Below are 21,076 nucleotides of genomic sequence, written 5' to 3'. Positions count from 1 at the left end.
GAGCACCGGCGCGCCCGTATCGATGCGTTTCGGCGGCAGCGGCACGCGCGCGGTGGCCGCGAGCCGGTACCCGCGCGACGCGGCAGTGGGAATCGCCGCGAGCAACCGGCGCGTGTACGGATGCGCCGGCGCGCTCAGCACGTCGCGTGCCGGCCCTTGCTCGACGATCTGGCCGCCGCGCATCACGAGCACGCGGTCGGCCAGTTCGGCGACGACGGCGAGATCGTGGCTGATCAGCAGCACCGCGTCGCCGGCATCGCGGCGCGCGCGCAGCAGCGACAGGATCTGGCGTTGCACGGTCATGTCGAGCGCAGTGGTCGGCTCGTCGGCGATCAGCAGCGACGCGCCGCCCGCGATCGCGGTGCCGATCAGCACGCGCTGCCGCAAGCCGCCCGACAACTGGTGCGGATACTGCGGCAGCCGCCGCTCGGGGTCGTCGATGCCGACCGAGCGCAGCAGGTCGGCGCTGCGCGCGGCGACATCGCGCCGCCGCGTGTCGTGCAGCGCTTCGGCGACGAGGTCGCGAACGCGCCACAGCGGATCGAGCGACACCAGCGCGTCTTGCAGCACATAGCCGATCCGGCGACCTCGAATGGCGCGCCAGTCGCGTTCCCGATGGCGGCGCACGTCGATGCCGGCGATGTCGAAGCATGCCGCGTCGATCGCGGCATGCGGGCCGTTCAGCCCGACGAGGCTGCGCGCGGTAACCGACTTGCCGGAACCCGATTCGCCGACCAGCGCGACGCATTCGCCGGCATGCAGCGTGAGATCGAGCGGCCCGACGACGGGCTGCGTGCCACGCGCGCCACGGAACCCGACGGTCAGTTGCTCGATGCGGACCACCGGCGCGCCATGCTCGGGCGTCGGTTGCGACACGACTCCGACCGTGCTCATGCCGCCTCCCGGCGCTCGAAGCGCGCCTGCCAGTAGCCGCCGAGCGCATTCACCGCGATCACGGCCGCGGTGATCGCGAGGCCGGGCCATACGGCAATCCACCACGCGTTGTACAGATAGTTGCGGCCTTCGGCGAGCATCAGCCCCCATTCGGCTGCCGGCGGCTGCGGCCCCATGCCGAGAAAGCTCAGCCCCGACGTGCCGATGATCGCGGTGCCGAGGCCGACCGTCGCGAGTACCGGCACCTGCGCGATCGCGTGCGGCAGCACGTGCCGCCAGATCAGCACTGCCGGCGCGAGGCCGAGCGTGCGCGCGTGCTCGACGTAGCCTGACGACGCGACGACGAAGGTCTGCGCACGCACGACGCGCGCGAAGCGCGGCACCGAGGCGACGCCGAGCGCGAACACCAGGTTCACCGCGCCGGGGCCGGTGAAAGAGATCAGCATCAGTGCGAGCAGCAGGTCGGGGAACGCGGACACGACGTCGAGCAAGCGCGTGATCAGCTCGTCGAGCCAGCCGCGGGCGAGCCCGGCGAGCAGCCCGAGCGCGGTGCCGAACAGCGTCGCGACGCCGATCGCGGCCACGCTGATCGACAGCGAATAGCGTGCGCCATATACGATGCGCGAGTAGATGTCGCGGCCGAGCTGGTCGGTGCCGAGCCAGTGCTCGGCGCTGCTGCCGAGCTGTGCGGACAGCGGATCGGCGGCGAGCGGATCGTAGTGCGCGAGCCAGCCGGGCGCGACGACGGCGACCACGTTCAGCAGCAGATAGACGGCGGCGAGCGCAAGCCACGGATGGCGGTACAGCCAGCCGGCCGTGCTGCGTGCCGCGTGCGGGCGCAACGCGAGGGCGACGGGAGTGGACATCGGTGCCTCCGGTTCAATGCCGTGCGCGGTGTTCGCGCAGGCGGGGATCGATCAGCAGGTACAGCAGATCGACGGCGGCGCTGAGCGCGACGTAGATCGCGGCCGACAGGATCGCGATCGCGAGGATCACCGGCATGTCCTTCGACAGCACCGCGTCGACCGTCACCTTGCCGAGGCCCGGCCGGCCGAACACCTGCTCGGTGATCACGGCGCCGCTCAGCAGGCCGCCCACGAGCCAGCCGGCGAGCGTGACGGCCGGCAGCGCCGCGTGGCGCAGCGCATGGCGCACGCGCAGCGCGAGCCCGCCGATCCCCCACGAACGCACCGTCAGCGCATACGGCTCGTCGAGCGCGCGCTCGATGCCTTGTCGCAGCACGCGGCCGATCACCGCGCCCTGCGCAAGCCCCAGCGACAGCGCGGGCAGCACGAGCGACGCGAAGCCGCGATCGCCGGCCACCGGGAACAGCTTCAGCGTGAAGCTGAACACGAACAGCAGCATGATCCCGAGCCAGAACGACGGCGTCGATGCCAGCAGCAGTTCGACGCCGGATGCGGCGCGACCCGCCCAGCGGCGGCCGGCCGTCAGCACCGCGAGGCTTACCGCGAACACGATCGTCACGACGAGCGCCGCGCCCGTCAGCTTCAGCGTCGGCCACAGCTGGCCGAGCACGAGCGGCGCGACGTCGGTGTTCAGGATGTACGAGCGGCCGAAGTCGCCGTGCAGCACGCGCCACAGGTAATGCACGTATTGCAGCGCGAGCGGCTTGTCGAGTCCCCATTCCTGGCGGATCGCAGCTTCGATCTCGGGCGTGCTCACCTGCTCGCCGACCAGGATGCTGACGATGTCGCCCGGCGCGAGATGCACGGCCGCGAACGACAGCGTGATCGCGGCCCACAGCACGAGCACGCCGGTGGCGAGCCGCGTGACGACCGGCGAACCCGGCCAGCGGCGCCATGCGGCCGGCGACGGCGCGGCCGGCAGCGTGTCGGAGACGGAGGCGGGCGCGGAGGTCGAATGGTTCATTTGGGAAATCTCCTGTCGGGTCGGCGCGAACCGCGATGCAAAGGCGGGCCGCTGCGCGCCGGCTTACTTCTTCATCCACACGTCGTACGGGTTCTCGGGCATCTGCGCGAACGAACGGAAGCGCAGCCCCTGGACCGCCTTCGCGGCCGCGATCTGGTCTTCGGGCTCGTACAGCGGCACCGCGTACGCCTGCTCGTTGATCGCGAAGTGCTGCAGTTCGCCGTACAGCTGCTTGCGCTGCGCGACGTTCCGCGTGCGCGCGGCCGCCTGCAGCCAGCGCGTGAGCTCGGGCGCCGACGCACGGCTGTAGTTCAGCGCGCCGCCGTGACCGACCGGCAGGTAGTGGCCTTCGATGTCGATGCCGTCGGGCGGCGTGTTCGAGTTCGCGATCGAGCCGAACTTGCCGCTCTTGCGTGCTTCGACGTACGTGCCGTCGTCGACGTACTGGATCTTCAGGTCGACGCCGAGGCGTTGCCGGGCTTGCGCCTGCAGTGCCTGCAGCAGCACGTCGCGCTGGTCGCGTACCGTCGCCTGCGCCTGGATCACCGCGATCGTCAGGCGTTCGCCGTCGCGGGTCCGGTAGTCGCTGCCGTCGCGTGCCTGCCAGCCGGCTTCGTCCAGCAACCGGTTCGCAAGCGCCGGATTGTTGCCGTAGGTCTTTTCGACGGCGGCGTCGTAGAGCGGATCGATCGGCGACGTGATGCCCCATGCGCGCGTGCGCTCGCCGCGGTAGATCGACTGCACGATGCCGGTCGCGTCGAGTCCTTCGAGCAGCGCGCGGCGTACTTTCACGTCGCGGGTCGGGCCGTAGTCGACGTTCAGGAACAGCGAGTAGGGCGTGCCGGTGTTGAGCGCGCGGCGGTACGTGAAATCGGCGTTCTTGCGGATCAGCGCAGCGTCGTTGCCGGACACGCCTTCGATCACGTCGACCTGGCCGGACAACAGTGCGCCGGTGCGCACCGACGATTCGGGCAGGAACCGGTAGACCACCCGGTCGAGGTACGCGGGGCCTTGGTGGCCCGCCGTCGGCGGCGCCCAGCGATAGTCGGGGTTCTTCGCGAACTCGATTTCCTGGCCTTTCACGTAGCGCTTCAGGATGAACGGGCCGGTGCCCGCGATGTCGGTGCCGCCCGACTTCAGGCCCGGCCGGCCGAAAGCGTTCGGCGACAGCAGCGGCAGACGGCCGGCGAACGTCAGGAACGGCGCATACGGCGCGTCGAGCGTGATCACGACCGTATGCGCGTCCGGCGTCTGCACGTCCGCGACGTGCGAGATCAGCTGTGCCAGCTGGCTGCCGGCCGAATAGGACAGCTCGCGGGCGTTCAGGAAGTTGCGGGCGACGGCCTGCGCGTCGAACGGCGCGCCGTCGGTGAACTTCACGCCGTCGCGCAGCGTGAACGTGTAGGTCTTGCCGTCGGCCGAGACCTTGTAGCCGGTCGCGAGCCACGGTACGTAGCTGCCGTCGGGCTTCCGCGCGAGCAGGCTTTCATAGGCGTTGCGCAGCAGCAGTTCGACCTTGTCCTGGCCGTTCAGTTGCGGATTCAGCGTGCGCGGCTCCGTTTCGACGCCCCAGGTCAGCGTGCCGCCGGAGACGGGCGTGCCCTGGGCGAACGCCGCATACGGCATCGCGACGGCGAGCAGCAGTGCGGTCGATGCGGCGCGGCGCGACGCGCGGAAAGCGGAATCCGGAAATGCGAGAGTCATGCGTTGAAGCCTTTCACGAGATGGATGGCAGGGGATGCAGTACGCGAAGCAGGGCGAGCCCGCGCGTTACGCGTTCGTGGGAAGACGCAGGCCGTCCGGCGCGGTGTCGGCCGTCGCCGGACTCTCGTAGAGATCCGGAATCAGGATTTTTCTGAGCCAGACGAGCGGCGTGCCGAGCGCGTTCGTCGAGCGATCGAATGGCACGTAGCCGCCGCGCTCGTAGTACGACTGTAGCCATGGATGATTGGTCGCGGTCGCGAGATACGTCGCGGGCGCCTTGACCTGCGCGGTCAGGAACTGCGTCTCGACGTGTTCCCGCAGCGCGTGCCCGAGCCCTTGCCGCTTGAACGCCGGCGCGACCGCGAACCAGTGGAGGAACGGATGCGGCGTGCGATGGCGTTCGCCGGATACCCACGGAAACCGCACGGTCAACGTGGCCGCGAGGGCTGCGTGACCATCGGGTGCCGTTTGCTCCAGCACGAACGTCGTTTCGCGCGCGACGGTTTGCGCGACCCGCTCGATCGGCGAACGCGTGATCGTGAAGTGCACGCCTTGCGGCACGAGCGGTGCGTATGCGTCCTGCAGCAATGCATAGAGGGCCGGCACGTCGTCGACGCCGGCGATGCGGATCGTGTCGGTCATGGCGCGGCGCCCTCGAAGTCCGGCTGGTAGGCGGCTGTGCGCGCGCTCGAGTCTGGCGAATCCGGTGCGTTCAGTACCGCCGCGCCGGCCAGCAGCCGCAGCGACGCAATTCGCGGTGCGGCGTCGGCGAGCGGCGTGTCGACGACGAATTCGTCGATCCCGTGACGACGATGCAGCGTGTCGAGTTCGCGCAGTACGTCGTCGCGCGTGCCGTGCACGATTCGCGTTTCGCGCGGCTCGATCCGGTGCGGGCCGTTGCCTGCCTGACGGATGTATGCGTGTGCCTGTTCGAGGCTGCCGACGTTGACGGCCGGCGTGTCGCCGACCTGCACGCGAAAGCCCTGATGGCCGCTTGCCAGTTGCGCGGCTGCGTCGCGTGTCGGCGCGACGATCGCGGAGACCGCGAGCAGCGGCGTGCGCCCGCCGGACGCGCGGCGGTACGTATCGAACGCGCGTTCCAGGTCCGTCGCGGATGCGTTCAGATGCGACGCGTAGACGAATGCCCAGCCGAGCGTCGCGGCGAGCGTCGCGCTTTCCGCGCTTGCGCCGAGCAGGAACGGTTGTGCGGGCACGGGCGGGCGCGGCGTCGCGTGCAGCGAAGCTGCGTCGTCCGATGCGTCGTGCGGGATGCCCGTGTGTTGGAGGTGACGGTTCAGTTCGTCGGCGAGATCCGCGAACGACGGGCGGCGCGCCGGATCGTAGCCGGCCTGCAGCGCGCGCGTCGACAGCGGCAAGCCGCCCGGCGCCTTGCCGATGCCGAGATCGACGCGGCCCGGCGCGAGCGACGCGAGCAGGTTGAAATTTTCCGCGATCTTGTACGGACTGTAGTGCTGCAGCATCACCCCGCCCGAGCCGACGCGGATACGCCGGGTGTGGGCCAGCACGTGCGCGATCAGGATCTCCGGCGACGGGCACGCGAGCGCGGCCGTGTTGTGATGCTCGGCGAGCCAGTAGCGGTGATAGCCGGCGGCATCGGCGAAGTGCGCGAGCGAGACGCTGCGCGCCAGTGCGTCGGCGGCGGTTTCTCCCGGCGAAACGGGACTCTTGTCGAGCACGCTCAAGCGGAACGGCAAGGCGGACAAAGCGGAAGCGGAATCGGAGCGAGTGGCGTCGAACGTCATGATGATGCGATCGGCGCGGGTCGAAGCGGCCTGATCAACGGGTTGGCATGACGAATTATTTTTCGCCGCCGTTCGCGCGGTCAAACAATCAAGAAGAATATCGAAAGCCGAAAATATTGGTTCCGGCCGACCGGGGAGCTTGCGTTATGGTCACTGGCTGCGCGCTTCGAGGCGCGTTGCTGGAGCAAGCCGGACGATCCGGCGCGAGCGTGCTCGCTGTCGCGATGCCGACATGCCTCATCCGACCGATTGGAATCTCAAGGAATGCAGATGAACGACCAAGGTGAACGACGCGCGTTGCGCGCCGCACGCCGTCGCGCGACGACCGGAGCCGCATCATGAGCGGCGCGCGCAGACGACTGAAGACGCTCGTCGGAGCCGCGAGCGTGCTGTACGCGCCCGGCGATGCGGATGTGGCGCAGGGCGTGCGGCGCGCGGCAGCACTCGCGCGCAAGGCCGAAGCCGAGAAGATCACCGGCCTTTTCACCGCCGATCTGCTGCAGGCCGATTCGGCCGGCCTCGCCGGCAGCACGGGCAGCCAGGAGCCGATCGTCGCGCTCGCGGCGCTGAGCCAGGCGACTTCCGCCATCGGGCTCGTCGCGACGGTGTCGACGACATATCACCATCCATACAATCTCGCACGGCTGATCGGCACGCTCGATCATGTGAGCGGTGGCCGTGCCGCGTGGAACGCGGTGACGTCGTCGGTCGGCGAGGAGAATTTCGGCGACGCGGCGCTGCCCGATCCGGAACGGCGGTATGCGCGCGCGGCCGAATTCGTCGAAGTCGTCAACGCGCTGTTCGACGCGAATGACCCGGCCGCGACGCGCCGCGGGCCGTCAGGCGGCGTCTCGGTCGATCCGCGCAAGCTCGGTGCAGTCGACTACCGCGGCGAGCACTTCCAGGTGCAGGGGCCGCTGAACGTGCCGCCGTCGTCGCAGCGCAGGCCCGTGCTGTTTCAGGCCGGGCAGTCGGCCAGCGGCGTATCGCTCGGCGCGCGCTACGCCGAAGTCGTCTACACGTCGCAACCGACGCTCGACGATGCGCGCACGTTCGTCGCCGAGCTGCACCGGCAGGCCGTTGCATTCGGCCGCGGCGACCGGCTGCCGCTCGTGATGAACTCGTTTCACTCGGTGATCGGCGAATCCGATGCCGACGTCGCGCGGCGGCTGCGCGACAAGCACGAACGCATCGATTACGAACAAGGCAGGCTGAAACTCGCCGACATGCTCGGCGGCGGCATCGACCTGCGCGACCTGCCGCTCGACCAGCCGCTGCCGGAATCGCTGCTGCCCGAGATCGACAGCGTGCAGCGCCGGCGCGGACGCGTTGCGATCTTCATCGGCTATGCGCGCCAGCGGCTCACGCTGCGCGAGCTGATCATCCGTGCGCAGGAGACCGGCCACTGGTTCGTCGCCGGCACGCCGGCGCAGCTCGCCGATGCGATCGAAACGCGCTATCGCGCGGGGCTCGTCGACGTGCTGTCGCTGCACGGGCTCGGCCAGCCCGATCAGGAGGATTTGCTGCTCAACGGTTTGCTCCCCGAGTTGCGTCGGCGCGAGCTGCTCGATACCGACTATGTCGGCGGCGATTTTCGCGCGAATCTGGAGCTGCCGGCGTTGCAGCGCGAAACCGCGACGGCGTGAACGAACGTGGCCGCGTGCGCCGCGGCGGTTGCATGGATTGCGCAGGCGGCGTGATCGGTTTCCACGGCGATCGGCTTGTCGGCGGCCTCGGACGAGGACGCCGAACGCAGACCCGGCTACGGGAGGTCGACAGGTGGCACGCGGGTCAGCCCTCTTGCAGCAAGGGCAAAAGCGCATGCAGCGCTGCCTCTTCGTCCGGACCGCTTGCAAGGACTTGCGCGGACGTGCCGAGCCGTACCTGTAGCGACGAGATGGCCATGCCATCCTTTGCATTCCCGTGGCGCCCGTTCGCGATCAGCAGGATGTCGCTGTCGAAACGGCGCGCCGTGTCCACGAGCTCATCGCGCACGGACGCTGCACCGTTCCGGCTCCATGCGGAACCTATTTCGAAATAGACGACGGTTGCCATGTTCCTCGCGTATGCCAGTGAGACTGGATCGTGGTAGTCAGTAGGACGGAGCGAGCCGGCAGGCCATCAGAAAGGCGTCGAACTCAATGTCCCATGCCGCGTTGCGCACGTCGATATCGAGGCCGGCGAGACGCTTCATTTCATCGCCCAGATACACAGCCCTCAGCAATCGAGGAGACACGCCTTGCGCGAAGCAGCAGCCATCCACGTCGAGCAGCAGGCGCGGATGGTGGCGGAATCGCGCACTGGCCACCGAGATCGGATCCATCACATGCCGGGCCGATTCCCTCGGATAAACGAAGGCCAGATGGATACCGTCTGCCGCCAGCCGTTCACCCGCATCGTGGAAGCGGTGGACCATCTGGAAACCGCGCTCGCCGCCGCGCCCCACGCCCACGACGACAAGCCCCTGACTTCCCGCGACCTCCAGCAGGGATACGGGTCGCCGATCGGGCAACAGCAGCGTCCCATCCATATCGAACATGTCGACTACCTCCGCAAATCCGCCCGCAATTCCAGCGAACGGCGGTTGGCATGCATTATAAGTCTACGTTAATATGATGTGTATAGTATTATAATGATGTGTGTGCTTTCGCAGTGGTCGGCCCGTCCGTGAGCCGATAATGGGTCGCGCGCTCACCGATGGCGAACGCGATTGTCGTTGCGGTTCGCCACGGGGGATCCCCCCCATTACTTGCTTACCTGGGCTACCGAGCATGGAGCAGGATCGAACCTCCTACGATGCGTTCGTCAAATTTCTGTCGACCCCGTTGAACGACGGGCGCCCGTATGTCTTGGAGACGCAGCATGCACGCTCGCTGCACTTCGATCACCTGGGCACCCAAAGCTTCATGTCGCTGCGCACGCCGGACAAGCTTGCACTCGGCTACACGCGAACCATGATGGGATGTCTGCTGCTGTACCCGTCCGCGGGACATATCTGCATGATCGGGCTCGGCGGGGGCTCGCTGGCGAAGTTCTGTTATCGGCATCTGCCCGGCGTGGTCATCGACGCAGTCGAAATCGATCCGGAAGTCATCGCACTACGCGACGTGTTCAGGATTCCCGCGGACGATGCCCGGTTCAAGGTGATCTGTGCGGATGGCGCGGAGTACGTGACACGGGAGGATGTCCGCACGGATGTGATCCTCCTGGATGCCTTTGTCGCGGAAGGGATGCCGAGTCGATGCGCGGATATCGCGTTCTTTACCGCCTGTCGCGAGCGGTTGAGCGATGCGGGGGTGCTCGCAATCAACCTCACGGACGACGATCCGTCGCTGCCCGTTCACATCGAACGGCTAAGCGCCGTGTTCGGTCTTTCGTATGCGGTGGTCCGATGCGGGGACGACAGCAATTTCGTCGCCTTCGCCTGGAAAGGGCCGCTTCGCCTGCCTTCCCGGCGGGTACTGTTCGAGCGCGTGCTTTCATTTGCTTTTGCCGGCGAACTCAAGCTCTCGTCGATCGCCCGGCGCTTGAAGGAAGGGGAGCGCCTCGATCCGAAACGATTGATCTGGCATGCGCAGGGACACGCGCACTGGGAAATCGGCGTCTGAACCGCCTCGGGTTCAGGCCGCGCTTCGCTTCACCCGCTTGCCGAGCGGGCTTTTTGTCTTGTAGTCCACGTCGTGCTGATCGAGATATTCGCGAATCAACTGCCGCACGACTTGCGACGGCGTCAGGTCCTGCGCCGCGCAGAGCATGTCGAACGCTGCTTTCTTGGCGGGATCGATCAGGATGGTCAAGCGTGCGGTTTTCGTTTCCATTGCGGGGCAGATTCGGCAAGTATGCTAATCAAATTATAATGTATTGACGCCTTGGCGTGCGGCACCGGAAGGCATGCGGCACACGCGTGTTGATCGGGCTCGGCGACGGCATCTCAAGCAGGGTCCGCCGCCGACAGCACGTTGACCAGCGCTCGAACGACCGCGCTCGCGTCAGTGCCGATTGCCGTGACATGAACCAGGGCGCCGGAGGTGGCGCACAAGGTCATCGCGGACATCACGTCCCTGGCGTTAGCCGTTCTGCCTTGCGAAGTGCGGGCGACCGCGCTCGCGTGGCGCGACGCCGTCGCCGCAACAAGGGCGGAGCGGTGCCCATTCAGGCCCGGACGTCCGCCGACATGCACTTGCTCTTCGACCATGCGTGCTCCGAAGCCGGGTTGCGTTTCGCGTTGCGCCGCCTCATGACCGGCGGTCAAGCCGGTAGAGATACTCAAGCACGTCGTCGACAATGGGCACGATCGCCAGCGTGACGAGCGCCGCGGCGAGCGGCACGGTCGATACGTAGCCGACATGCTTGAAGCCGATTGCGCCGGCCAGGCCGCCGACGAAGAACGACATCAGCATCGTTCCGTGAATCCTGAGCTTCGCGCGGTTGGCGATCACCGCTTGCGCGTGCACATCGGCATTCGAGCGATTCCAGTAAAAGAGCTTGCCCAACTCGATGCCGAGGTCCGTCACGATGCCTGTCATGTGCGTCGTGCGGATTTCCGCCCCCGACAGCTTCGTGATCATCGCGTTTTGCAGCCCCATGATGAAGCACAGCAAGATCACCGTGACCGGCATGAAGAACGCTTCCCAGAGGGCGAGGTGGCTGCCGAGCAGCCCGAACAGCAGCAGCAGCGCGGCTTCGACCAGCAGCGGCAGCACATACTGACTCTGCAGGCTGCGGCGACGCCCCCAGTTGACGAGCACCGCCGAGCAACCGGCCCCGACCAGAAACGACGCCAGCGAGCCGATACCGGCCAGCGCGAGCCGGACGTCGCCGAGCGCCGCCTGATCCGCGATCGTCGACACGACCCCGCTCATGTGCGACGTGTACTGCTTGACCGCAAGAAAGCCGCCGGCATTGGCGGCGCCGGCGATAAAGGCAAGCGAAAACCCGAGCTGGCGGTTCGCGGCCGCGCTGCGGTGTTTTCCCGTCAGGCTTCGGAAGTACTGCGCTGGCATAGGGTCTTTCCTCATTCGCCAGGGTCGGGGCAATGACGCCCTGAACGGAGCCCGGAGCGGCGCAGCCAACCGTCTTGGCCATCCATTCCGTCCGGGGGAGCATGAGGTTTATATGATAACGACATTATCATGATTTGTTATCCGGATTTGATTTTCGGTGTCATAATGCGAGCAGGAATACGTCGCGGGAGCCGCGGCCATTCCAACCACCTCGTCCAACCCGAGCGTACTGGAGACATTCCGGATGGCACCCGTGCCGGTCGTCCATTTCGTCCTGCTGGCCGTGGCCGCGTGGCTCGCGGTCGGTACGCTGGGGCTCGGGGCCTTGCATCGCACGCGACTGGTGGCCCACGGCCTGTTTCCGCTCGGCGCACTCGTCGGGCTGCTCGTCGGCGCGGCGGGCCTCGCCGGCATCTTTGCCGAACCCTCTTCGGCGGTGTTGCCGCTCGGGCTTCCCGGCTTGCCCTTTCATCTGCGCCTCGACCGCCTGTCCGGCTATTTCCTGTTCGTGCTCGGCCTCGTCAGCACGGGGATCGGCGCCTTTTCGGCCGGCTATTTCCGTAAGGGCGAAGGGGCCGCGCCCGGGCTGATCTGCTTCGAATACCATGTTTGCGTCGCGAGCATCGCACTGGTGCTCATCGCCGACGACGCGTATGTGTTCATGGTCGCCTGGGAGACGCTGACGGCGTCCGCGACGTTCCTCGTGATGACCAACCATCGGATCGGCGAAATCCGCCGGGCGGGTTATCTGTATTTCCTGATCTCGCACGTCGGCGCGCTCGCGCTGCTGCTCTGCTTCGGCATTCTGCAGGCGCGCACCGGCGACTACACCTTCGCCAACCTGCGCGCGCAGTCGCTGGATTCGCTCCCCGCGTCGTTCGCGTTCCTGTTGGCGCTCGTCGGGTTCGGCGCGAAGGCCGGCATCTTCCCGCTGCATGTGTGGCTGCCGGAGGCCCACCCCGCGGCACCGTCGCCGGTCTCGGCGCTCCTCAGCGGCTTCGTGCTGAAAGTCGGTCTGTACGGCCTGCTGCGCGTCCTGTTCGACCTGTTGCATGTGCAGATGGCGTGGTGGGGCGTGCTGCTGCTCGTGCTCGGCTTGGGCACCGCGCTGCTCGGCGTGGTGTTCAGCACCATCCAGGTCGACATGAAGCGCCTGCTCGCCTATTCGTCGATCGACAACGTCGGCCTGATGATCGTCGCACTCGGTCTCGCGGTGCTGTTTCGCGCGTACGGGATGACGAGCCTGTCCGCGCTCGCGCTGACCGCGATGCTCTACCAGATCGTCGCGCATGCGGCGTTCAAGAGCTTGCTGTTCCTGGGCACGGGCGCCGTGCTCCACGCCACGGGCGAGCGCAACCTCGGCAAGCTCGGCGGACTGATTCGCTTCATGCCATGGACCGCATGGGCGGTTCTCGCGGGCGTCGCGGCAAGCGCGGGCCTGCCGCCGCTCAGCGGTTTCGTGGCAGAGTGGCTGCTGCTGCAGGGTTTTCTGTTCGCGCCGCGGCTGCCCGATTCGGTGCTCGCCATGACGGTGCCGATCGCCGCCGCACTGGTCGCCATGTCGGCCGCGCTGGCGGGCTACACGATGGTCAAGTTCTTCGGCATCGTGTTCCTCGGGCAACCCAGAGAAGCGAAGCTGAACCGCGCCCGCGACGCGAACACGTGGGAACGGCTCGCGTTCTGCTGGTTCGCGGCCGCCAGCGTGCTGCTCGGGCTGATGCCCGCGCAATTCGTCAAGCTGCTGGACCGCGTCACGCACACGCTGGTCGGCGCCGGCGTCGGCGCGGCCAATCATGGCTGGCTGCTGTTCGCGCCCGTATCGGCCGCTCGCGCCAGCTACATGCCCGCGGCGTTCATGCTGTTCTTCATCGCCTGCTGCGGGCTCGTGTGGCTGCTGGTGCGGCGTGTATATCACGGCCGGCTGCGCCGCGCGGCTCCGTGGAGCTGCGGCTTTCCGTTCTCGACCGCGCGCATGCAGGATACGGCGGAAGGCTTCGGGCAGCCGATCCGCGAAATCTTCGCGCCGCTGCTGCGCATCGAGCGGCAATTGCCGTCGCCATTCGACGCACGGCCGGCCTACCGGGTGTCGGTGACCGATCGCACCTGGTCCGCACTCTATGCGCGCATCGCGGCACTGACGCAACGCACCGCCGACTGGGCGGGCCGCCTGCAGACAGGCAAGATCGCGGTTTACCTGACATACAGTTTCGTCGTGCTGATCGTGCTTCTGATGTTGGTGAGACGATGGTAACCGTGTCCGGCGTCATCTCGCAGACTCTCGAGATCGTGATAGCGATCGCGGCCGCGCCCTTGCTCACGGGCTGGGTCAACCAATGCCGCGCGTGGCTTCAGAACCGGCGTGCGCCGTCCATCTGGCAACCCTACCGGATGCTTCACAAGCTGTTCAACAAGGAATCGGTCATCGCGCATGGCGCGAGCCCCGTGTTCCGCGGTGCGCCCTATGTCGTCTGGGCCGCCATGACGCTCGCGTGCGCGATCGTGCCGACACTGTCGACCGAGTTGCCGCTGTCGCCCGCCGCCGATGCGATCGCGCTCGTTGGCCTGTTCGCGCTCGCGCGCGTCACGCTGTCGCTCGCGGCGATGGACGCCGGCACGGCGTTCGGCACGCTCGGCGCCCGTCGCGAAATGCTGATCGGTTTCCTCGCAGAGCCCGCACTGCTGATGGTGCTCCTGTCGGCCTCGCTGATTACGCAGTCGACGCTGCTGACGAGCATCGTCGCGACGCTCGGCCGCGGCGAGCTCACGATCTATCCGAGCCTGGCGTTCGCCGGTATCGCGTTCACGCTGGTCGCGCTGGCCGAAAATGCGCGGCTGCCGGTCGACAATCCGGCCACGCACCTCGAGCTCACGATGATCCACGAGGCGCTGATCCTCGAATATTCGGGACGGCACCTTGCGTTGATGGAGTGGGCGGCAAGTCTCAAGCTGTTCGCGTATTCGTGCATCGGTCTCGCGTTGTTCGTGCCCTGGGGCATCGCGAATGCGGGCGATCCGGTGGCGCTGCTGCTGGCGGTGCCGGTGCTCTTCCTCAAACTGGCGGCAGGCGGTGTCGCGCTCGCCGTGGTTGAAACGGCCAACGCGAAGATGCGCCTCTTCAGGGTGCCGGAATTCCTGGCGACCGCCTTCCTGCTGGCCGTGATCGGCATGCTCGTCCACCTGCTGCTGGGGGCGTGAATGCACGGCTACGCGACGCAACTGATCAATTTTCTCGCGGCCGTGCTGCTGATGCTGTCGTTCGCGATGCTGAGCCAGCGCCGGATCCTGTCCCTGATCCATCTCTATACGCTACAGGGCGTCGCGCTCGTGTCGGCGAACCTGATCCTCGGCTTCGTCACGGACGACGTGCATCTTTACGTGTCCGCCGGGCTGACGCTCGTGCTGAAAGTCGGCGTGATCCCGTGGTTCCTGTATCGGCTCGTTCGCAGGCTCGACGTCACGACCGACGTCGAGCCGCTCATCAATATTCCGACCACGCTGCTGATCGGCATCGTCCTCGTGATCGTCGCGTTCAATGTCGCCGCGCCGATCAGCCAGCTCGCGACCTCGGTCGCGCGCGGCACGCTCGGCATTGCGCTTGCGTGCGTGCTGCTGTCGTTCATGACGATGATCACGCGCGCCAAGGCCATTCCGCAGGTGATCGGCTTTCTGTCGATGGAAAACGGGTTGTTCTTCGCGGCGGCGGCCGCGACCAACGGCATGCCGATGATCGTCGAGCTCGGCATCGGGCTCGACGTGCTGATCGGCATCCTGATCCTGGGCGTCTTCATGTTCCAGATTCGCGAGCAGTTCGACAGCCTGGACATCCATCACCTCGAGAAACTCAAAGATGAATGACGCCGACGTCGTGCTCGCCGTGCTCGGCCTGCCGCTCGCGGGCGCGGCGTGCCTTGCCTGCGTGCGACCGAGCCGCGTCGCGCGCCATCTGAACGTCGGCTTCAGCTTCCTGACGTTCGCGGCAACGCTGGTGCTTGCCGCGCGCACCGTCGAGCACGGGCCGTCGTTCGCCTTCGGACGCGCGTTTTTCGTCGATCCGCTCAATGTCTATCTCGTTGCGCTCACGGCGTTCGTCGGCTGGACGACGTCGCTGTTTTCCCGGCCCTACATGCGGATCGAGGAGGCCCGCGGCCGGATGACGGCCGCGCGGATGCGGCTCTATCACAGCATGTATCAGCTCTTCATGTTCGCGATGCTGCTCGCGCTGCTGACCGACAACGTCGGCGTGCTGTGGGTTGCCATGGAAGCCGCCACGCTCGCCACCGTGTTGCTCGTCAGCGTCTACCGTACCGCTGCGAGCCTCGAAGCCGCATGGAAGTACTTCATCCTGTGCGGCGTGGGCATCGCCCAGGCGCTGTTCGGCACGATCCTGCTGTACCTCGCCGCGAGCCGGCAACTGACCGACGGCGACGCGTTGCTGTGGACGAGCCTGGCCGCCGTCAGGACGCAGCTCGACCCGACGATCGTGTCGATCGCCTTCGTGTTCCTGCTGGTCGGCTACGGGACCAAGGTCGGCCTCGTGCCGATGCATAGCTGGCTGCCGGACGCGCATGCCGAAGGGCCGACGCCGATCTCGGCGGTGCTGTCCGGCCTGCTGCTGAACGTCGCGCTGTATGCGGTGCTGCGCTGCAAGGTGCTGGCCGACGGCGCGCTCGGCAATGGCCTGCCGGGGCGGTTGCTGGTGGGGTTCGGGCTCGTGTCGGTCCTGGTCGCGTCGTTCTCGCTGTTCCGGCAGAAGGACGTGAAGCGCCTGTTCTCGTACTCGTCGATCGAGCATATGGGCTTGATGACGTTCGCGTTCGGGCTCGGCGGCCCGATCGCGACGTTCGCCGGGCTGCTGCACATGACGGTCCATTCCCTCGTCAAGTCGGCAATCTTCTTCGCGGTCGGCCATGCCGCGCAGAAGGCCGGCACGCAGGCGATCGACGGTATTCGCGGGCTGCTGCAGGTCAGCCCGGCGGTCGGCTGGGCGATGATGCTCGGCGCGCTTGCGATTCTCGGCCTGCCGCCGTTCGGCGTGTTCGCGAGCGAATTCCTGATCCTGACGACGGCCATGAACACCCTCCCGTGGACCGCGCCGTTGCTGCTGCTCGGGCTCGCCGTCGCGTTCGCGGCGATCTTCGCGCGCGTGCAGCGGATGGTGTTCGGCGAAACGACGACGGCGACGCCGCTCGAACACCGGCCGGCATTGCTGCCGGTGTTCGTGCATCTGGGACTCGGCCTGATGCTGGGGCTGTACGTGCCGCCTTATCTGGCGATGTGGTACCGCCAGGCTGCGACGATGCTGGCGGGGTAAGCGATGCGACTCGACTTGATTCAGGCGGACGGCTCGATTTGCCTCCGGCACGAGGCAGGCCAGGTTCCGGCTACGGTGGTCGACGTCGACGAACCGCGATGGCTCGACATCGCGCAGGCCGCGCGGATGGAGCAAAGCCGGCTCGTTGCGATGTGGGGCGGCGAAACGCCCGGGCGCGTGCTTTCGGTCAACGCGGCGTACGAATGCGACGACGGCCTCCTGTGGGTCCGTCTCGCGACAGGGCAGCAACCGCGGGCCGACGGCGACTATCCCGATCTCGCGGGTGTGTTTCCCGCCGCCGCACGCATGCAGCGCGCGATTTTCGACCTGACCGGCCTGCGCGAACGCGATGCGCGTGATACGCGCCCGTGGCTCAATCACGGCAACTGGCCCGGCGACTACTTCCCACTGCGCAAGCAGGTCACCGGAATCGAGCGATTCGAATCGAGCGAAGCGGATTATCCGTTCGTGCAGGTTGCCGGCGACGGTGTGCATGAAATCGCGGTCGGGCCGATTCACGCCGGCATCATCGAGCCGGGCCATTTCCGGTTTTCGGTCGTCGGCGAGAAGGTGCTGCGACTCGAGGAACGGCTTGGCTATGCGCACCGCGGCGTCGAACGACTGTTCGAACGGACGGCCGCATCGAACGGCCATCGCGTCGCGGGCCGGATCGCCGGCGATTCGACCGTCGCGTTTTCGTGGGCCTATTGCATGGCGCTCGAGCAGGCATGCGGCACGGCCGTGCCGGCGCGTGCACTGGTGCTGCGCGCACTCCTGCTCGAGCGCGAGCGCATCGCCAATCACCTCGGCGACCTGGGCGCGCTCGGCAACGATGCGGGATTCGCGTTCGGTCTCGCGCAGTTCTCGCGGCTCAAGGAGAACTGGATACGGACCAACGGCGGGATCTTCGGGCATCGATACCTGATGGACCGGATTGTGCCGGGCGGGCTGGCCGTCGACATTCATCCCGAGGACGCGGCGATCCTCGCCGAGCAGTGCGAACGCATCGCACGCGAAGTGCACGTGATGCGGAAGATCTACGAAGACCAGTCCGGGCTGCAGGACCGGTTTCTCGGCACCGGTCGATTGACTGCCGACGTCGTCGCGCATTTCGGCGTGCGCGGCATGGCCGCCCGCGCCAGCGGCCAGGCCTTCGACGTGCGAGCGAACCTGCGGCCGGCCCCTTACCGCGACCTGGCCGTGAAGGCGGCAAGCGATGCGCGCGGCGACGTCGCAGCGCGGGTCGCCGTGCGGTTTGCCGAAATCGACGAATCGCTGCGCCTGATCGGCGCACTGCTGGCGGCTCTTCCGGAAGGGCCGATCGTTACTGGCGTCGCGCCCGCGGTGGCGCCATCCAGGGGCGTCGGCTGGGTGGAGGGCTGGCGCGCTGACGTATTCGTCGCGCTCGAGACGGCAGCGGACGATGCCATCGTCCGATGCCATTGCCACGACCCGTCCTGGCAGAACTGGCCGGCGCTCGAGCACGCGATCATCGGCAACATCGTTCCCGATTTCCCGCTGATCAATAAATCGTTCAACCTGAACTACGCGGGGCACGATCTCTGATGTGGCAACTCATCCGTCAATTCGCGCGCACCGAATTTCCCGACGAACTCGTGCCGGCCACCGAAGCTGCCTGGCGACACGAGGCGCAGCAGATTCGTCAGGACATTCTCGATCTCCTCGGACGCGCATTGTGCATCCGGCAGATCGACGCGGGTTCATGCAACGGTTGCGAACTGGAGATCCACGCACTGAACAACCCGTACTACAACATCGAAGGGCTCGGGATTAAATTCGTCGCCAGCCCGCGCCATGCGGACCTGCTGCTCGTGACCGGCCCCGTCACGCTGAACATGAAGGCGGCCTTGCTTGCCGCGTACGACGCGACGCCGGCGCCGAAGCTGGTTGTCGCAGCCGGCGAGTGCGCGTGCACGGGCGGCATCTTTGCCGACAGCTATGCGGTGTGCGGTCCCGTTTCGTCGGTCCTGCCCGTCGATGTGACCATTCCCGGATGTCCGCCCCCGCCGATCGATCTGCTGCGCGGCATTTTGACGGCGTGCCGATCGCGCGGAGAGTGAAGCGGACGCCCGCGGCAAATCCTTCAGCGGCGAGACCTCGCTGGCTCCCGTGGTGGGCGCGACCGGCCTCGGGTGTCGGCGACATTGCTGCCGAGCGGCAAAAGCCGGCTGCATTGATTCAAACTGATTCTGATCTCGCAAGGCATGAAAAATGAAGACGTTTCTGGTTGCTGTCGCATTCGTTTTGATTATCGGTAGCTTGATTTCCGCGCTGTACTTCATGAATCGCGATCGGGGCACAACCAAGCGCATGGCATGGTCGCTCGCGGCTCGTGTCGGGTTGTCGATCACGTTGTTTCTGGCGCTGCTCATCGCGTATCGGCTGGGCTGGATCGAACCAACCGGTCTTCCTGTCGGACGATAAGACGCGTCGCCCCCGACGAAACATGAGCGAACGAGCCGCGTCGCAAGAACAGCGGGATTCGCGCGCTTCACGCCGCGCGATATCCCGCATTATTTTTATTCAAGTGAAGGAGAGCTATATGGCTGAATCAGGCAAGGATCAGATTGTTCGTGCGTTCCGCGCGGTCTTTCTGGCGTTTCTCGGGGTCAACAAACGAAAAAATCTCGAAGCGGATGCGACGCAACTCAACCCCTTCGCCGTGATCGTTGCCGCACTCGTTGCAGTCGCTATTTTTATCGTGTTGTTGCTGTTCGTTGTGCATCTGGTCGTGGGTTGACCGTTGGTGCCGGCGCCGACCGGCCTTGTAGAACACCCGTTCAGAGGGTAGGGGCGTTGCTCGCGGTATTGGCGTGTTATCGAGTTTGTTATATAAATCGTGTCGTTGTGATAAGAATACTTATCCTGACGATGGTGATGCGAATGAATGCGTCTGGGAAAGTGCACGATCGGTCGTGCAACTGAACGCCGGAATGAGCGTCAGCCAGACCCGTCGTCGAGCGCATCGCGCGGCAGTTCGTCCGGCGCGCTGGCCTTTTCATGGCGATAGGCGCTCGGCGAGCAGCCGGCGATGCGTTTGAATGCATGGCCGAACGCGCTATCCGAGTCGTAACCGAGCATTTGCGCCACCGTCGATATGGATGCGTTCGAGCGTCGCAGTTCCCGCATCGCGAGCTGTATCCGCCAGCGCAGCACGTATTCGAGCGGCCCGAATCCCAACCGTCGCTTGAAATGCGGCGCCCACGTGGAGCGCGAGACGTGGCGGCAGGCTGCGAGCGCGTCGACGGTCCGGCGTCGCGCCGGGGCCATGTGGATCGCGGCAAGCGCGGCGCGCACGCAGGCATCCGCGAAGCCGGCGAGCCACCCGACATCGCTGTTCGCGCCGCTATCGACGTAGCACCGCAGCATCTGCACGAGCATCATGTGCCCGAGATGGCGGACCATCAACGATGCGCCCGGCGACGAAACCGCGCACGGCGCGCCCATCGATCCGACCTTCAAGACGCCGGCGCAGGGCGCGGCGACACAGGTATGGGCCGCAACGTCGCCGCGTCTCGCCGATATCGGCGGGGTGTACTGCGAGGAGTGCGATATCGAGGTTGTTACGCAAGGCGACGAGGAAGCCGGTGTGCGGCCGCGCGCGATCGATCCCGAGGATGCCGCGCGTCTATGGGCGCGGTCCGCGGCGCTGACGGGTGTCGATGCGTTTGCGGATCGCCGCTGACGGGCATGGAAAGACCCGGTGCGGCACCGCGCCGAATGGAAGAACGCGGCGTGCCGGGCAGGGCGCGCGCATGCCCGCTCACCCGCGCGTTGGCCGCAGCGTCCGCCCCATCTCCGCGATCGGCATCGCCACGATCGAATTCAACAGCCGGACCTCCCCCGCATCCGGCCGCGCGATCTCCCGCACTTCATCGAGCGTCAGCGCAACGTTGCGATCGAGCGGTTCGAGAAAGCGCTGCAATTCGCTGGCCGCCGCTTTCTCCCGGAACCCGAGCGCGTGGCCGAACGCGATCAGCGCATGCACGTCGACGTCCGCAAACCGCGTGGCCGTGCCGAGCGGCATCGTCAGTTCGCAGTGCGGCCAGTCATCGCCACGGTGCTCGGGGCGGTGCGTCGGCGTGTGATACACCACCGTGCTGACGATGTCGTAGAACGGCGCGAGCCGGTAGCCGCGCGCATCGACGAAGAACGACAGGTTTTTCAGATGCGCGTCGGCATTGCCCACCACCACGTTGAACACGGTCCAGCGGAACACCGACAGACGCGTCAGCGCACGCGTGCTGGTGCGATCGATCGCACGCGCGAGTTCCTGCGCATTCGCGCGCTGGTACTTGAAACCGCGGTCGTAGTTGAGCAGTTGCATCGCATCGATCGTGTGCACGCGCCCGGCCGGCTCCGACGCGACGTCGCGGTCGAAGCGGTCGATCACGTAGCACGCGGACGGCGCGCGCAGGAAATGCACGTCCGGCACGTCGAGCCCCATCTGCTTCGCGAGCTTCATGCAGAAGAACTCGTTGATCGCCGAA

General features: G+C 66.6%; 23 protein-coding genes and 1 pseudogene. 11 read left to right on the top strand and 13 right to left on the bottom strand.

Annotation, left to right across the window (positions count from 1 at the left end; all coding sequences use genetic code 11):
• From J7024_RS31450 to J7024_RS31425, 6 genes are all read right to left on the bottom strand, one after another.
• Nucleotides 1–894: ABC transporter ATP-binding protein (locus J7024_RS31450; RefSeq protein ID WP_234745764.1), on the bottom strand; the 894-nt coding region annotated here is incomplete at its 3' end.
• On the bottom strand, nucleotides 891–1,760 hold the full coding sequence (locus J7024_RS31445) for an ABC transporter permease (RefSeq protein WP_124897596.1): 870 nt from the start codon (nucleotides 1,758–1,760) through the stop codon (nucleotides 891–893). The genes J7024_RS31445 and J7024_RS31450, both read right to left, overlap by 4 nt.
• A 13-nt stretch (nucleotides 1,761–1,773) precedes the next feature.
• Nucleotides 1,774–2,784, bottom strand: coding sequence for an ABC transporter permease (locus J7024_RS31440; RefSeq protein WP_124897595.1), 1,011 nt, complete (start codon nucleotides 2,782–2,784; stop codon nucleotides 1,774–1,776).
• A gap of 63 nt (nucleotides 2,785–2,847) precedes the next feature.
• Nucleotides 2,848–4,488: an ABC transporter substrate-binding protein gene (locus tag J7024_RS31435; RefSeq protein ID WP_124897594.1), complete on the bottom strand. Its 1,641-nt coding sequence runs from the start codon at nucleotides 4,486–4,488 to the stop codon at nucleotides 2,848–2,850.
• A 66-nt stretch (nucleotides 4,489–4,554) separates the two neighbouring features.
• On the bottom strand, nucleotides 4,555–5,130 hold the full coding sequence (locus J7024_RS31430) for a GNAT family N-acetyltransferase (RefSeq protein WP_124897593.1): 576 nt from the start codon (nucleotides 5,128–5,130) through the stop codon (nucleotides 4,555–4,557).
• On the bottom strand, nucleotides 5,127–6,251 hold the full coding sequence (locus J7024_RS31425) for an MsnO8 family LLM class oxidoreductase (RefSeq protein WP_124897592.1): 1,125 nt from the start codon (nucleotides 6,249–6,251) through the stop codon (nucleotides 5,127–5,129). The genes J7024_RS31430 and J7024_RS31425 overlap by 4 nt, the downstream gene beginning before the upstream one ends.
• A 338-nt stretch (nucleotides 6,252–6,589) precedes the next feature.
• On the opposite strand from J7024_RS31425, the gene J7024_RS31420 reads away from it, so the two are divergent.
• Nucleotides 6,590–7,897: an NtaA/DmoA family FMN-dependent monooxygenase gene (locus J7024_RS31420; RefSeq protein ID WP_124897591.1), complete on the top strand. Its 1,308-nt coding sequence runs from the start codon at nucleotides 6,590–6,592 to the stop codon at nucleotides 7,895–7,897.
• Between the two features lie 145 nt (nucleotides 7,898–8,042).
• On the opposite strand, the gene J7024_RS31415 is transcribed toward J7024_RS31420, so the two are convergent.
• Together J7024_RS31415 and J7024_RS31410 are read right to left on the bottom strand one after the other, a co-directional pair.
• Nucleotides 8,043–8,306 carry an HPr family phosphocarrier protein gene (locus J7024_RS31415; RefSeq protein WP_124897590.1) on the bottom strand — a complete coding sequence of 88 codons (264 nt, stop codon included), beginning with the start codon at nucleotides 8,304–8,306 and terminating at the stop codon, nucleotides 8,043–8,045.
• A 37-nt stretch (nucleotides 8,307–8,343) separates the two neighbouring features.
• A complete protein-coding gene (locus tag J7024_RS31410; RefSeq protein ID WP_124897589.1) occupies nucleotides 8,344–8,790 on the bottom strand; it encodes a hypothetical protein in 447 nt (148 codons plus the stop codon).
• A 232-nt stretch (nucleotides 8,791–9,022) separates the two neighbouring features.
• Here J7024_RS31410 and J7024_RS31405 point away from each other — a divergent pair, with 232 nt between their 5' ends.
• Nucleotides 9,023–9,859: a fused MFS/spermidine synthase gene (locus J7024_RS31405; RefSeq protein ID WP_124897588.1), complete on the top strand. Its 837-nt coding sequence runs from the start codon at nucleotides 9,023–9,025 to the stop codon at nucleotides 9,857–9,859.
• A 12-nt stretch (nucleotides 9,860–9,871) separates the two neighbouring features.
• On the opposite strand, the gene J7024_RS31400 is transcribed toward J7024_RS31405, so the two are convergent.
• The 3 genes from J7024_RS31400 to J7024_RS31390 all read right to left on the bottom strand — a co-directional run bounded on the left by J7024_RS31400 (nucleotide 9,872) and on the right by J7024_RS31390 (nucleotide 11,254).
• On the bottom strand, nucleotides 9,872–10,069 hold the full coding sequence (locus J7024_RS31400) for a ribbon-helix-helix protein, CopG family (protein ID WP_124897587.1): 198 nt from the start codon (nucleotides 10,067–10,069) through the stop codon (nucleotides 9,872–9,874).
• A 113-nt stretch (nucleotides 10,070–10,182) separates the two neighbouring features.
• A complete protein-coding gene (locus J7024_RS31395; RefSeq protein ID WP_175751838.1) occupies nucleotides 10,183–10,446 on the bottom strand; it encodes an HPr family phosphocarrier protein in 264 nt (87 codons plus the stop codon).
• Nucleotides 10,447–10,486: 40 nt separating this feature from the next.
• A complete protein-coding gene (locus tag J7024_RS31390; RefSeq protein WP_124897585.1) occupies nucleotides 10,487–11,254 on the bottom strand; it encodes a YoaK family protein in 768 nt (255 codons plus the stop codon).
• Between the two features lie 244 nt (nucleotides 11,255–11,498).
• Between J7024_RS31390 and hyfB the strand changes: the two genes are divergently transcribed.
• From hyfB to J7024_RS31350, 8 genes are all read left to right on the top strand, one after another.
• Nucleotides 11,499–13,505 carry a hydrogenase 4 subunit B gene (hyfB, locus tag J7024_RS31385; RefSeq protein ID WP_124897584.1) on the top strand — a complete coding sequence of 669 codons (2,007 nt, stop codon included), beginning with the start codon at nucleotides 11,499–11,501 and terminating at the stop codon, nucleotides 13,503–13,505.
• Entirely contained in the window at nucleotides 13,499–14,449 is a 951-nt protein-coding gene (locus tag J7024_RS31380; protein ID WP_124897583.1) for a respiratory chain complex I subunit 1 family protein, read from the top strand. Before hyfB ends, J7024_RS31380 begins: the two co-directional genes overlap by 7 nt.
• Nucleotides 14,450–15,109 carry a formate hydrogenlyase gene (locus J7024_RS31375; RefSeq protein ID WP_124897582.1) on the top strand — a complete coding sequence of 220 codons (660 nt, stop codon included), beginning with the start codon at nucleotides 14,450–14,452 and terminating at the stop codon, nucleotides 15,107–15,109.
• A complete protein-coding gene (locus J7024_RS31370) occupies nucleotides 15,102–16,565 on the top strand; it encodes a hydrogenase 4 subunit F (protein WP_124897581.1) in 1,464 nt (487 codons plus the stop codon). Before J7024_RS31375 ends, J7024_RS31370 begins: the two co-directional genes overlap by 8 nt.
• A gap of 3 nt (nucleotides 16,566–16,568) precedes the next feature.
• Complete coding sequence (locus J7024_RS31365) at nucleotides 16,569–18,131, top strand: hydrogenase large subunit (RefSeq protein WP_234745762.1); 1,563 nt, start codon at nucleotides 16,569–16,571, stop codon at nucleotides 18,129–18,131.
• Entirely contained in the window at nucleotides 18,131–18,646 is a 516-nt protein-coding gene (locus tag J7024_RS31360) for an NADH-quinone oxidoreductase subunit B family protein (protein ID WP_124897579.1), read from the top strand. Before J7024_RS31365 ends, J7024_RS31360 begins: the two co-directional genes overlap by 1 nt.
• 151 nt (nucleotides 18,647–18,797) lie before the next feature.
• Entirely contained in the window at nucleotides 18,798–19,010 is a 213-nt protein-coding gene (locus J7024_RS31355; protein WP_124897578.1) for a twin transmembrane helix small protein, read from the top strand.
• A 118-nt stretch (nucleotides 19,011–19,128) separates the two neighbouring features.
• Nucleotides 19,129–19,326 carry a DUF2970 domain-containing protein gene (locus tag J7024_RS31350; RefSeq protein ID WP_124897627.1) on the top strand — a complete coding sequence of 66 codons (198 nt, stop codon included), beginning with the start codon at nucleotides 19,129–19,131 and terminating at the stop codon, nucleotides 19,324–19,326.
• A gap of 200 nt (nucleotides 19,327–19,526) precedes the next feature.
• Here J7024_RS31350 and J7024_RS31345 read toward each other — a convergent pair whose 3' ends face one another.
• Nucleotides 19,527–19,991 carry a helix-turn-helix transcriptional regulator gene (locus tag J7024_RS31345; RefSeq protein WP_234745761.1) on the bottom strand — a complete coding sequence of 155 codons (465 nt, stop codon included), beginning with the start codon at nucleotides 19,989–19,991 and terminating at the stop codon, nucleotides 19,527–19,529.
• A 28-nt stretch (nucleotides 19,992–20,019) separates the two neighbouring features.
• Between J7024_RS31345 and J7024_RS31340 the strand changes: the two are divergent.
• Nucleotides 20,020–20,271 (top strand): annotated as a pseudogene (locus J7024_RS31340) (oxidoreductase); the annotation flags it as partial.
• A gap of 78 nt (nucleotides 20,272–20,349) precedes the next feature.
• Here J7024_RS31340 and J7024_RS31335 read toward each other — a convergent pair.
• Nucleotides 20,350–21,076: HipA domain-containing protein (locus J7024_RS31335; protein ID WP_234745759.1), on the bottom strand; the 727-nt coding region annotated here is incomplete at its 5' end.

The sequence above is a fragment of the Burkholderia sp. WTPI3 genome, from assembly GCF_021483755.1.
Taxonomy (GTDB): Bacteria; Pseudomonadota; Gammaproteobacteria; order Burkholderiales; family Burkholderiaceae; genus Burkholderia.
Note: the sequence above shows the minus strand (reverse complement) of the source record. Positions and strands in the feature narration are given on the sequence as shown.

Coding starts and splice junctions, on each gene's coding strand:
- J7024_RS31445 (WP_124897596.1), bottom strand. CDS start 1,760: ATGTCCACTCCCGTCGCCCTCGCGTTGCGCCCGCACGCGGCACGCAGC.
- J7024_RS31440 (WP_124897595.1), bottom strand. CDS start 2,784: ATGAACCATTCGACCTCCGCGCCCGCCTCCGTCTCCGACACGCTGCCG.
- J7024_RS31435 (WP_124897594.1), bottom strand. CDS start 4,488: ATGACTCTCGCATTTCCGGATTCCGCTTTCCGCGCGTCGCGCCGCGCC.
- J7024_RS31430 (WP_124897593.1), bottom strand. CDS start 5,130: ATGACCGACACGATCCGCATCGCCGGCGTCGACGACGTGCCGGCCCTC.
- J7024_RS31425 (WP_124897592.1), bottom strand. CDS start 6,251: ATGACGTTCGACGCCACTCGCTCCGATTCCGCTTCCGCTTTGTCCGCC.
- J7024_RS31420 (WP_124897591.1), top strand. CDS start 6,590: ATGAGCGGCGCGCGCAGACGACTGAAGACGCTCGTCGGAGCCGCGAGC.
- J7024_RS31415 (WP_124897590.1), bottom strand. CDS start 8,306: ATGGCAACCGTCGTCTATTTCGAAATAGGTTCCGCATGGAGCCGGAAC.
- J7024_RS31410 (WP_124897589.1), bottom strand. CDS start 8,790: ATGTTCGATATGGATGGGACGCTGCTGTTGCCCGATCGGCGACCCGTA.
- J7024_RS31405 (WP_124897588.1), top strand. CDS start 9,023: ATGGAGCAGGATCGAACCTCCTACGATGCGTTCGTCAAATTTCTGTCG.
- J7024_RS31400 (WP_124897587.1), bottom strand. CDS start 10,069: ATGGAAACGAAAACCGCACGCTTGACCATCCTGATCGATCCCGCCAAG.
- J7024_RS31395 (WP_175751838.1), bottom strand. CDS start 10,446: ATGGTCGAAGAGCAAGTGCATGTCGGCGGACGTCCGGGCCTGAATGGG.
- J7024_RS31390 (WP_124897585.1), bottom strand. CDS start 11,254: ATGCCAGCGCAGTACTTCCGAAGCCTGACGGGAAAACACCGCAGCGCG.
- hyfB (WP_124897584.1), top strand. CDS start 11,499: ATGGCACCCGTGCCGGTCGTCCATTTCGTCCTGCTGGCCGTGGCCGCG.
- J7024_RS31380 (WP_124897583.1), top strand. CDS start 13,499: ATGGTAACCGTGTCCGGCGTCATCTCGCAGACTCTCGAGATCGTGATA.
- J7024_RS31375 (WP_124897582.1), top strand. CDS start 14,450: ATGCACGGCTACGCGACGCAACTGATCAATTTTCTCGCGGCCGTGCTG.
- J7024_RS31370 (WP_124897581.1), top strand. CDS start 15,102: ATGAATGACGCCGACGTCGTGCTCGCCGTGCTCGGCCTGCCGCTCGCG.
- J7024_RS31365 (WP_234745762.1), top strand. CDS start 16,569: ATGCGACTCGACTTGATTCAGGCGGACGGCTCGATTTGCCTCCGGCAC.
- J7024_RS31360 (WP_124897579.1), top strand. CDS start 18,131: ATGTGGCAACTCATCCGTCAATTCGCGCGCACCGAATTTCCCGACGAA.
- J7024_RS31355 (WP_124897578.1), top strand. CDS start 18,798: ATGAAGACGTTTCTGGTTGCTGTCGCATTCGTTTTGATTATCGGTAGC.
- J7024_RS31350 (WP_124897627.1), top strand. CDS start 19,129: ATGGCTGAATCAGGCAAGGATCAGATTGTTCGTGCGTTCCGCGCGGTC.
- J7024_RS31345 (WP_234745761.1), bottom strand. CDS start 19,991: ATGGTCCGCCATCTCGGGCACATGATGCTCGTGCAGATGCTGCGGTGC.